General features: G+C 75.1%; 1 protein-coding gene. It reads left to right on the top strand.

Features of this window, described 5'->3' with window-relative positions:
* Window positions 1-12,183, top strand: a 12,183-nt coding sequence (locus tag ACZ56L_RS35495; RefSeq protein WP_471069358.1) for a type I polyketide synthase, incomplete at its 5' end; no start/stop codon positions are given.
* Window positions 12,184-12,337: the final 154 nt, after the last annotated feature.

A 12,337-nucleotide genomic window follows, 5' to 3' on the forward strand; every position in this document is an offset into this window, starting at 1 on the left:
CATCTGCACGAGCTGACGCGGGAGATGGGTCTTTCGGCGTTCGTGTTGTTCTCGTCGGTCTCGGGTGTGATGGGTTCGGCGGGTCAGGGCAGTTACGCGGCGGGGAACGTGTTCTTGGACGCGTTGGCGGTACGGCGTCGTGCGGAGGGTCTGCCCGGGCAGTCCCTGGCGTGGGGTGCGTGGGCGCCGACCGGTGGTATGACTGCGACGCTCTCGGAGGCGGACCGCCAGCGGATCGCCGCATCGGGTGTTCCTCCGCTCTCCGTCGAGCAGGGTCTGTCGCTCCTCGACGCCGCGACGGCCATCGACCTTCCCCACCTCGTCCCCCTCGGCCGCCTCGGAGGCGGCCCCGGGGCGCGGTTGCGCGGCGAGGTGCCCACCATGTTCCGCGGGCTGGTCCGCGGGGGGCGGCGGATGGCCGCCACCACCGCAGCCGGGGCCGGGACGGCCGTCGCGCTCGCCGCCCGGCTGTGGGAGCTGCGGGAGGCGGACCGTGTCCGTACCGTCGTGGAGATGGTCCGTACCGAGGCCGCGTCCGTCCTCGGGCACGCCTCCGCGCAGACCGTCGGCGCGGACCGGGACTTCCACGACCTGGGGCTCGACTCCCTCACGGCCCTGGAGCTGCGCAACCGCCTGACCGAGGCCACCGGCCTCCGGCTGCCCGCCACCCTCGTCTTCGACCACCCCACCCCCACCGCCCTCGCCGAACACCTCCTCGCCGAACTGCTCGACGAGGACGGAGCTGTGCGCCTGCCCGCCGCCGTGGCCACCGCGGCGGCCGACGACCCGATCGCCATCGTCGGCATGGCCTGCCGGCTGCCCGGCGGCGTCGACTCCCCCGAGGACCTGTGGGACCTCGTCCGCGAAGGACGGGAGGGCATCGCCGACTTCCCCACCGACCGGGGCTGGGACCTGGACACGCTCCTCGGCGCCGGCCCGGGCGACCGCGGTCGCAGCGCCACCGCCAAGGGAGGTTTCCTGCACGGGGTCGCCGAGTTCGACGCGGACTTCTTCGGCATCTCGCCGCGCGAGGCCCTCGCCATGGACCCGCAGCAGCGGCTGCTCCTGGAAACCTCCTGGGAGGCCATCGAGCGCGCCGCCATCGACCCGGCCGCTCTGCGCTCCAGCGCGACCGGAGTGTTCGTCGGCACCGGCGGTCAGGACTACGTCACCCTCGTGATGAACTCCCCCGAGGACATCGAGGGACACGCCAGCACCGGTCTCGCGGCCAGCGTGGTCTCGGGGCGGGTGTCGTACACCTTCGGATTCGAGGGCCCGGCCGTCACCGTCGACACCGCCTGCTCGTCCTCCCTGGTGGCCATGCACCTGGCCGCCCAGTCGCTGCGCAGCGGCGAGTCCTCGCTCGCCCTCGCGGGCGGCGTCACCGTCATGTCCTCCTCACTGGGCTTCCCCGGCTTCACCCGGCAGGGCGGCCTCGCCACCGACGGGCGCTGCAAGGCGTACGCGGATGCCGCCGACGGCACCGGCTGGTCCGAAGGCGTCGGCGTGCTCGTCCTGGAACGGCTCTCGGACGCCCGCCGCAACGGACACCAGGTCCTGGCACTCGTACGCGGCTCCGCCATCAACCAGGACGGCGCCTCCAACGGCCTCACCGCGCCCAACGGCCCCGCCCAGCAGCGCGTCATCCGTCAGGCCCTCGCCAACGCGGGCCTGACGCCCGCCGACGTCGACGTGGTCGAAGGACACGGCACCGGCACCACCCTCGGCGACCCGATCGAGGCGCAGGCCCTGCTGGCCACGTACGGCCAGGAGCGCGGCGAGGCCGGACAGCCCCTGCTGCTCGGCTCGCTCAAGTCGAACATCGGCCACACCCAGGCCGCTGCCGGTGTCGCCGGTGTGATCAAGATGGTCATGGCCATGCGTCACGACGCCGTGCCGCGCACCCTGCACGTGGACGCGCCCTCGACGCACGTCGACTGGTCCGGCGGTGACGTACGCGTCCTCACGGAGGCCGTACCGTGGCCGGACGTCGACCGGCCGCGCCGGGCCGCCGTGTCGGCGTTCGGGATCAGCGGCACCAACGCGCACACCATCATCGAGCAGGCACCGCCCGCAGAGGAGGAGCAGGCCCCACCCGCCGACGGGCCGGCCGGGGAGCACACCGCGGAGACGGCGGGGCAGCGCGTCGACAAGCCGGGCGCGCGGCCGGCCGGCGCCCCCGCCGTGCTGCCGTGGGTGGTGTCGGGCAAGTCCGAGGCCGCCCTCGACGCGCAGGCCCGGCGGCTGTCCCCGCTGTACGCCGAGCTGCCGGCGCTCGACGTCGCGTACTCGCTGGCGGCGGGACGCGGCACCTTCGAGCACCGGGCCGTACTGGCGGACGGTGTCGAGATCGCCCGCGGCACGGCCGCGGAGAGCCGCGTCACGGCCGCGCTGTTCACCGGGCAGGGCTCCCAACAGCTCGGCATGGGGCGTGAGTTGTACGACCGCTTCCCCGTGTACGCGGCGGCCTTCGACGCCGTGTGCGCGGCCCTGGACGAGCACCTCGACCGCCCTGTCCGTACGGTCGTGTGGGGCGAGGACGCGGAGGCGCTGAACGGGACGGAGTACGCCCAGGCGGCCCTGTTCGCCGTCGAGGTGGCGCTGTTCCGGCTGGTCGAATCACTGGGCGTGCGGCCCGAGTTCGTGGCAGGCCACTCGGTGGGCGAGATCGCCGCCGCGCACGTCGCCGGGGTGTTCGGCCTCGCCGACGCGTGCGCGCTCGTCGCGGCGCGCGGCCGGCTGATGCAGGCGCTGCCCGAGGGTGGCGCCATGCTGGCCGTACAGGCGACGGAGGAGGAGGTACGGGCGCTGCTGGTCGACGGCGGTCCGGTGTCGACCGCGGCCGTCAACGGGCCTTCTTCCGTGGTGGTTTCCGGTGCGGCCGAAGCCGTCGCGCGGATCGGCGCGCACTTCGGGGCCGAGGGCCGCAAGGTGACCCGGCTGCGCGTGTCGCACGCCTTCCACTCGCCGCTGATGGACCCGATGCTGGCGGAGTTCCGGGCCGTGGCCGCGCGTATCGCCTTCGCCGAGCCGCAGTTGGCGCTCGTGTCGAACCTGACCGGTGCCGTCGCGGAACCCGGCCTGGTGTGCACCCCCGACTACTGGGTGCGGCACGTCCGCGAGACCGTCCGCTTCGCCGACGGCGTCGGCGCGCTGCGCGACGCCGGGGTGTCCGCCTTCCTGGAACTGGGCCCCGACGGCATCCTCACCGCCGCCGTCCGCACCGCCCTCGGCACCCGGGACGACACCTGCGTCGCCGTGCCCGCACTGCGCGCCGGGCGGCCCGAGGAGCGGGCCCTGGTCGACGGGCTCGCCCGGCTGCACGTCAGCGGCGTGCGCGTCGAGTGGGCGCGGCTCTTCGACGGCACCGGCGCCCGACTCGTCGACCTGCCCACGTACGCCTTCCAGCGCACTCGGCACTGGCCGCGCACCGGGCCCGTCGAGCGGCCCGCCCCCGCCGCCCCGGCCGATCCGGCCGACGCGGAGTTCTGGACGGCCGTCGAGGGCCAGGACCTGGCCGCCCTGGCCACCGACCTGGACGTGGACGGCGAGGCGCTCGGCGCCGTGCTGCCCGCGCTGTCGAACTGGCGCCGCCACCGGCGTGACCAGGCACTCCTCGACGCCCTGCGGTTCCACGAGGTGTGGCAGCCGACCGGTACGTCCGGGGACGGCGAACCGGCCGGTGCCTGGCTCGTGGTCGTGCCCGCCGGGACCGCGGACGATGGCTGGAGCACCGCGGTACGGGAAGCGGCCGGGCCCGAGGCCCTGCACCTGACCGTCGACCCGGCGGCCGAGCGGACCGTACTGGCCGCTCGGTTGGCTCAACTCCCGTGCCCCGTTGCCGGGTTCGCCGGTGTACTGGCCCTTCCCGCCGCCGACGGGACGGCTGTCGCGGCGACCGCCGTACTCTTCCAGGCCCTGGCGGACGCCGGGATCGCGGCACCCCTGTGGTGCGTCACCCGGGGCGCGGTCTCCGTGGCCAGGACCGAAGCCCTGCCCTCCCCGGAGCAGGCGGGCCTCTGGGGACTCGGCCGGGTGGCCGCCCTGGAACACCCGCAGCGCTGGGGCGGTCTCATCGACCTGCCGGAGGCGCTCGACGCACGGACCGCCGGCCGGCTGGCCGCCGTTCTGGCCGGTACCGATGGCGAGGACCAGATCGCGGTCCGCGACTCCGCCGTGTACGTACGACGGCTGGTGCCCGCGCCGGCCGGTTCGCCCGACGCTGGCTGGCAGCCCGCCGCCGCACACCCCGACGGCACGGTCCTGATCACCGGCGGCACCGGCGGCCGGGGGAGCAGCACCGCCCGCTGGCTCGCGGCCGAGGGCGTGCGCCGTCTGCTGCTCGTCAGCCGTCGCGGCCCCGCCGCGCCCGGCAGCGCCGAACTCGTCGCCGAGCTGCGCGACTTGGGCGCCGAAGCCACCGTCGTGGCCTGCGACACCGCCGACCGGGACGCGCTGGCCGCCGTCCTGGCGGACATTCCCGACGCGCACCCGCTCACGGCCGTCGTCCATGCGGCAGCCGCCGTCGACGACGGGGTCCTCGACGACCTGACGCCGGAACGGCTGACGGCCGTACACCGGGCCAAGGCGCTGACGGCACTCCACCTGGACGAGCTGACCCGGGAACGGGACCTGTCCGCGTTCGTGCTCTTCTCGTCCGTGGCAGGCGCCGTCGGCACCCCCGGACGGGCGGCCGTCGCCGCCGCCAACGCGGTCCTCGACGCGCTCGCCCAGCAGCGCCACGCCCGTGGCCTGCCCGCGACCTCGCTGGCCTGGGGCGCCTGGATGGACGCCGAGCCCACCGCCGAGCCGAGCGTCGCGCCCACCGCCGAGACCACCGCCGCACCGAGCGTCGCGCCGGAGGCGCAGCCCGATGGTGCGATGCGGGGTACGGGTCTGCCCGCCGGTTCCGCGTCGCATGCCCGCGCCGCCGCCGACCAGCCGCCGGCCGACAGCGGCGCCCGGCGCACCGGAGTTCCCGCCGTGCACCCCGCGCTCGCGCTCGCCGCCCTGCGGCAGGCCGTCACCCGGCCCGCGCCCACCCTGATCGTCCTCGACCTGCGCCAGCCGCAGGTCCTGGACACCCTCGTCGGCCTGCGCGGCAATCCGCTGCTGGCCGGGATCCCCGCCGCCCGGCAGGCCATCGCCGACGCGGAGACGGCACGCGAGGACATCACCTCGCAGGCACACGAACTCACCCTGAGGCTGCGGGCACTGCCCGAAGCCGAGCGCCTGACCCTCCTCACCGACCTGGTACGCACCCACGTCGCGACCGTCCTCGGCCACAGCGGGAAGGCGGCCGTTTCCGCCGACCGCAAGTTCCGCGACCTCGGGTTCGACTCGCTCACCGCCGTCGAACTCCCCGCCCGCCTCAACCTCGCCACCGGCCTGAAGCTGTCCGCCACGGCCGTCTACGACTACCCGACCGCCACCGGTCTCGCCGAGCACCTGCTCGCCGAACTCCTCGGCGGGCAGCAGCCGGACGGGGCGTCGGCCGACGCCCCCCGGGCCGCTCTGGACGACGACCCGATCGCCATCGTCGGCATGGCCTGCCGGCTGCCCGGCGGAATCCGTACGCCCGAGGAACTGTGGCAGCTGGTCTCCACCGGCGGCGACGGCATCGAACCGTTCCCCACCGACCGCGGCTGGGACCTCAAGACCCTCGGCGCGGGAGACCCCGACGGGCGGGGCCGCAGCGCCACCCTGGAGGCCGGATTCGTCTCCGGGGTCGCCGACTTCGACGCGGGCTTCTTCGGGATCTCCCCGCGTGAGGCACTGGCCATGGACCCGCAGCAGCGGCTGCTCCTGGAGACCTCCTGGGAGGCCGTCGAGCGGGCCGGCATCGCGCCGGACTCCCTGCACGGCAGCCGCACCGGAGTGTTCGTCGGGACCAGCGGCCTCGACTACGCGACGCTGATGATGAACTCCCGCGAGGACATCGGCGGCCACGCGGGCACCGGCCTCGCCTCCAGCGTGCTGTCCGGGCGCATCTCCTACACCCTCGGCCTCGAAGGCCCCGCGGTCACCGTCGACACCGCGTGCTCCTCCTCCCTGGTCGCCCTGCACTCCGCCGCCCAGGCACTGCGCGGCGGCGAGTGCTCGCTCGCCCTGGCCGGCGGTGTCACCGTGATGGCGACCCCCGTCGGTTTCGCCGGCATGACCATCCAGGGCGGCCTCGCCGCCGACGGCCGCTGCAAGGCGTACTCGGACGCCGCCGACGGCACCAACTGGTCGGAGGGCGTGGGCATGCTCGTCCTGGAACGGCTCTCCGACGCCCGTGCCCACGGGCACGAGGTACTGGCACTGGTACGCGGCTCCGCCGTCAACCAGGACGGCGCCTCCAACGGCATCACCGCCCCCAACGGCCCCGCCCAGCAGCGCGTCATCCGTCAGGCCCTCGCCGCCGCCGGACTGACCCCCGCCGACGTGGACGCCGTCGAGGGCCACGGCACCGGCACCGCACTCGGCGACCCCATCGAGGCACAGGCGCTCCTGGCCACCTACGGCCGGGGCCGCGACCCCGAGCGGCCGCTGCTGCTCGGTTCGCTGAAGTCCAACATCGGGCACGCCCAGGCCGCCGCCGGTGTGGCAGGCGTGATCAAGACCGTGCTTGCCCTGCGGCACGGCGTCCTGCCCAGGTCCCTGCATATCGACGAGCCTTCGACGCACGTCGACTGGACCGCCGGTGCGATCGACCTGCTCACCGAGGCCAGGCCGTGGCCGGCAGTGGACCGCCCCTGGCGGGCGGGCGTCTCCTCGTTCGGGATCAGCGGCACCAACGCCCACACGATCATCGAGCAGGCCCCGCCCGCCGAGACCGCAGCACCCGCTCCCGACGCGCCTCCCGTACGGGAGGCCGCCGTGCCGTGGCCGGTGTCGGGGGCCACCCCCGCGGCCCTGGACGAGCAGCTCGCCCGCCTCACGGCCGACACCGCGGGCCGCGACCCGCTCGATGTGGGCCTCTCCCTCGCCACCACCCGTACCGCACTCGCGCATCGCGCGGTGCTGCTCGACGGAACGGAGGTCGCCCGCGGCGAGGCCTCTGGTCACACCACCGCCTTCCTGTTCTCCGGGCAGGGCGCCCAGCGACTCGGCATGGGCCGCGAACTCCACGCCCGCTTCCCCGTGTTCGCCGACGCCTTCGACGCCGTGTGCGCGGAACTCGACCCGCACCTGGAACGACCGCTGCGCGAGGTGATCTGGGGCACCGACACCGAGTCGGCCGACCGGACGGCGTACGCCCAGACCGGGCTGTTCGCCGTCGAGGTGGCCCTGTTCCGGCTGCTCGCCGCACTCGGCGTACGTCCGGAGTTCGTCGCGGGGCACTCCGTCGGCGAGATCGCCGCCGCCCACGCGGCCGGAGTGTTCTCACTGGCCGACGCGTGCACGCTGGTCGCGGCACGCGGGCGGCTGATGCAGGCGCTGCCCGAGGGCGGCGCGATGCTCGCCGTACAGGCCACGGAGGACGAAGTCGCACCGCTGATCGGCAAGTCGACCTCCGTCGCGGCGATCAACGGTCCGTCGTCCGTGGTGGTGTCCGGTGCGGAGGACCAGGTGGAGGCCGTACGGGCCCACTTCGCGGCCCTGGACCGCAAGACGACCCGCCTCCGGGTCTCGCACGCCTTCCACTCACCGCTGATGGACCCGATGCTGGACGAGTACCGGGCCGTCGTCGCCACGCTCGCCGTCGCCGAGCCGCAGGTCCCGCTCGTGTCCACCCTCACCGGCGCGCCGGCCCCGGCCGCACAGCTCGGCGACCCCGAGTACTGGGTGCGGCACGTGCGGGAGACCGTCCGCTTCGCCGATGCCGTGCACGCTCTGCGCGAGGCAGGGGCATCCGCCTTCCTGGAGGTCGGCCCCGACGGCACTCTCTCCGCCCTGGCCCCGCAGAGCCTCACCGAGGACGCCGAGCAGTGCGTCTGCGTCCCCGTGCTCAGGGCCGGCAGGTCCGAGGAGAGTGCCCTGGTCACCGCCCTGGCCCGGTTGCACGTCAGCGGCGTGGCGGTCGACTGGCCGCGGCTCTTCGACGGCACCGGCGCCCGCCGCACCCCGCTGCCCACCTACGCCTTCCAGCACGACCGGTACTGGCCGCGTCCCGCGCCCCTGTCCGGGGACGTGACCTCGGCCGGGCTGGTGCCCGCCGAACACCCGTTGCTCGGCGCGGCCGTCCCGCTCGCCGGGTCCGACGGCGTGCTGTTCACCAGCAGGCTCTCGCTCCGCGTCCACCCCTGGCTGCTCGACCACCGCGTCGACGGGGCGGCCCGCTTCCCGGACACCGCCTTCCTCGAACTCGCCGTCCGGGCGGGCGACCAGGTCGGCTGCGGACACCTCAGGGAGTTCGCCGTCACCGCACCGCTGCCGCTCGACCACGCCGAACCGGTGATCCAGGTGTGGGTCGGCGCCCCCGACGGGGACACCGGTGACCGTACGGTCGCCTGCTACGCCCGGCCGCACGACGCGGCCCCCGACGAGCCGTGGACCCGGCACGCCTCCGGCACCCTGACCGCGCAGCCCTTCAGTGCCCCGCCGGCCCCGCCGGTGTGGCCGCCGACCGGCGCCGCCGCCGTCGACCTCGACGGCTTCTACGGGGACGCCGGTCCCGGACCCGTCTTCCAGGGCCTCACCAGGGCCTGGCTGCACGGCGATGACGTGTTCGCCGAGGTGCGCCTGAGGGGCGAGGCCGCCGACGACGCCCGTTACTTCGGCCTGCACCCGGCACTGTCCGCGGCGGCCCTGCACGGAGCCGTCCTGCTCGGCATCGGCGGCGAGGACCGGTTGCCGAAGCCGCGGTCCTGGCAGGACCTCACCCTGCACGCGGGCGGCGCGTCGGTGCTGCGGGTCAGGCTGAGCCGGTCCGCCGAGGACACGGTGCTCATCGGTGCGTACGACGCCGAGGGCGCGCCCGTCCTGTCCGCGGCCTCGGTTGCCCTGGCCGCCGGCGAGGAGGCGACCGAGGAGGCCCGCTCGACCGCACGCGAACCGCTGTTCCACGTGGAGTGGATACCCGCCGACACCGAAGGCGGACCGGCCCGCGAGGCGCACGTCCTCGCGTTCGGCGGCACCGACCCCTACGGGCTCGGTGCCCGTGCCGCCTCCCTCGCCGAACTCGCCTCCTCGGGAAGCCAGTTGCCCGACCTGGTCGTCGTACCGCTGCCCGAGTGCACCGGTGGCGACGTGCCGCAGGCGGTGCACGCGCTGACCGGCCGGGTACTCGCCCTGGTGCAGGAGTGGCTCGAAGGGGAGCGGTTCGCCGCCTCCCGGCTCGTCTTCGTCACCCGCCGGGCGATCCGCGCCGTGGACGGCGACACCGTCACCGACCTCTCGGGCGGATCTGCCTGGGGCCTGGTGCGCTCGGCGAACTCCGAGCACCCCGACCGGTTCGCCCTCCTCGACACGGAGAAGGACACCGACGTCGCCGACGCCCTCCAGCTCCTCGCCGGGCCGCTGGCCGCCGGCGAGGCCCAGTTCGCCGTGCGCGGCGGCACCCTGCACGTCGGCCGGCTCGCCCGGCTGGCGACGGCCCCGAGCCTGCTGCCGCCCGCCGGAGCGGGCTGGCGGCTGGCGCTGCCGGACGGCGGCAGCGCCGAAGACCTGCGGCTGGTGCCGTGCCCGGACACGGAACGGCCGCTGGCCGAGGGCGAGGTACGCGTCGCCGTCACGGCGGCCGGCCTCACCGGCGGGGCCGTCACCGAAACCGTCGCCCGGACCACCGGCGGACCGGTCGCCCGGATCGCGGGCACCGTCAGCGAAACCGGTCCCGGAGTGTCGGGGCTGGGGGCCGGAGACCGCGTGATGAGCGTGGAGCCGACCGCGGTCGCCACCCTCGCCGTCCTGGACCGGAACGGGATCGCCCCCGTACCGGACGGCTGGACCTGGATACAGGCGGTCGCCACCGGGTCCGGTACGGCGGCCCCGGCCGGCCAGGGCGCCCCGACCGCCTCCGGCACCCCGGCCGTCGCGGTCGAACCGGCCACCGGGACCGCCTCAGGCACCCCGGCCCCTCCGGCCCTCTCCGGCACCCGACCCGTCCCGTACGGCACCCCGACTCACCTCCCGACGTACGACATCCGGCACGCCCGGACAGCCCTGCGCACCCTCACCTCCGACGCCGGGCCCCTGCACGGCGCGGTGCTCACCATGCCGCCCGCCTGGAACCCGGAGGGCACCGTCCTCGTCACCGGCGGCACCGGCGCCCTCGGCCGCCACCTCGTCCGCAGGCTGGCCGCCCGCGGCGTCCGGCACCTGCTGCTCACCAGCCGACGCGGTCCGGCCGCACCCGGCGCCGCCGACCTCACCGCCGAACTGGAGGCCCTGGGCGTACACGTCACGGTCACCGCCTGCGACACCGCCGACCGGCAGGCCGCGGCCGACCTGATCGCGGGCATCCCGGCCGCGCACCCGCTCACCGCCGTGATCCACACGGCCGGTGTGCTGGACGACGGCGTCATCACCGCCCTCACCCCCGAACGGCTCTCCGACGTCATGCGGCCGAAGGTCGACGCGGCCTGGAACCTGCACGAGGCCACCCAAGGTCTCGCCCTCGCCGCCTTCGTGACGTTCTCCTCCATCGCCGGCCTCATGGGCAGCCCCGGCCAGGGCAACTACGCCGCCGCCAACTCCTTCCTGGACACCCTCGCCGACCACCGCGCGGCCCTCGGACTGCCCGGCACCTCCCTGGCCTGGGGTCCCTGGGTCCAGGACGACGGCATGACGAGCGAACTCAGCGACACCGACATGCGGCGCATGCAGTCCGGCGGCATGCCCCCGCTCTCCATCGAGCAGGGCCTCACCCTGTTCGAGGCAGCTCTGGGCTCCGCCGAACCGCTCGTCATCCCGATCGGGCTGACCGGCGGGGGAATGCGCCCGCAGGGCGAGGTCCCGCCGCTGTTCCGGGGGCTGGTACGGACCGCCCGCCGGGCCGCCGCCAACACCGCGGGCGGTCAGGACGCCGCCGCCGACCTCACCCGCAGGCTCGTCGCGCTCAGCGAGAAGGACCGCCTGCGCCACCTCACCGACCTGGTGCGGACCGAGGCCGCGTCCGTGCTCGGGCACGCCTCGGCCGACGAGGTGGAGGCCGGCCGGGACTTCTACGAGCTCGGCTTCGACTCGCTGACCGCCGTCGAGCTGCGCAACAAGCTCGCCGCGGCCACCGGCATGAGGCTTTCCGCCACGGTCGTCTTCGACAACAGGACACCCGCCGAACTCGCCCGCTGGCTGCGCGGCGAACTCGCCCAGCAGACCCCGGCCGACGACGCGGCGGGCGGCGGAGCCTCCCTCGGCCTCGCCCCCGGGGAGTCCGAACCCGGCTCGCTGGAAAGGCTGTTCACCGACGCCCTCGCCTCCGGCAAGGTCCCCGAGGCCCAGCGCATGCTGGCCGCCGTGGCCGCGCTGCGCCCCACCTTCGAGGCATCGGCCGAACTGGAGGACCTGCCCCACGCCTCCGCCCTCTCCGAAGGACCCACCGCCCCGAAACTCGTCTGCGTCAGCGCGCCCACCGCCAACGCGGGCGTCCACCAGTACGCCCGTCTCGCCGCGCACTTCCGGGGGAAGCGGGCCGTGGCGGCACTGCCCCTGGTGGGCTTCGAGACCGGGGAACGGCTGCCCGCCACCCCGGAGGCCGCCACCCGGGTGATCGCCGAGAGCGCCCTGCGGGAGGCCGACGGCAAACCGTTCGTCCTCGTCGGCCACTCCTCCGGCGGGTCCTTCGCCTACGCGGCGGCCGGACTCCTCGAACACACCTGGGGCATCAAGCCCGCCGGTGTGGTGCTCCTGGACACCTACAGCTTCCAGCACAACGACGGCGAAGGCGTCGACTACCAGGGCATGATGCGCCTCAACTTCGCGGGCGGGGAAGCCTCGGCCGGCACGGCGGAGGGCTCGGTGGTCCGGCTGACCAGCGCCCGGCTGTCCGCCATGGGCCGCTGGATGGTCCTGCTCAGCAGGCTCCGGGTGCAGCACACCAGCGCACCCGTGCTCCTGGTGAAGTGCGCGAAGCAGTTGTACGGAGCCGACGGCCGGCCGATCGAACAGCAGCCGTCCGTACAGAGCGCGCCCCTGGTCGCCGGAGCGCAGGAGCGGCCCGTGGACGCCGACCACCTGTCGATGATCCGCGAGGACTCGGCGCGGACCGCGCAGATCATGGAGGAATGGCTCACCGAGCACGCGCGCACCGACCGGGGCTGACCCCGCCGAACCGGCGCACCGGGCCCCTTCCCCCGGGGTTCGGTGCGCCCTCCCCACGTCCCGCCGTCCGGCACGGGCTCCGCGGCGCGCCGGGACGATGCGGGCAGGGCCTCGGGCGGCCCCGGGAAGCCTCTAGGGAAATTCGGAGTCGGCC

This window comes from Streptomyces sp. NPDC039736 (genome assembly GCF_055596485.1).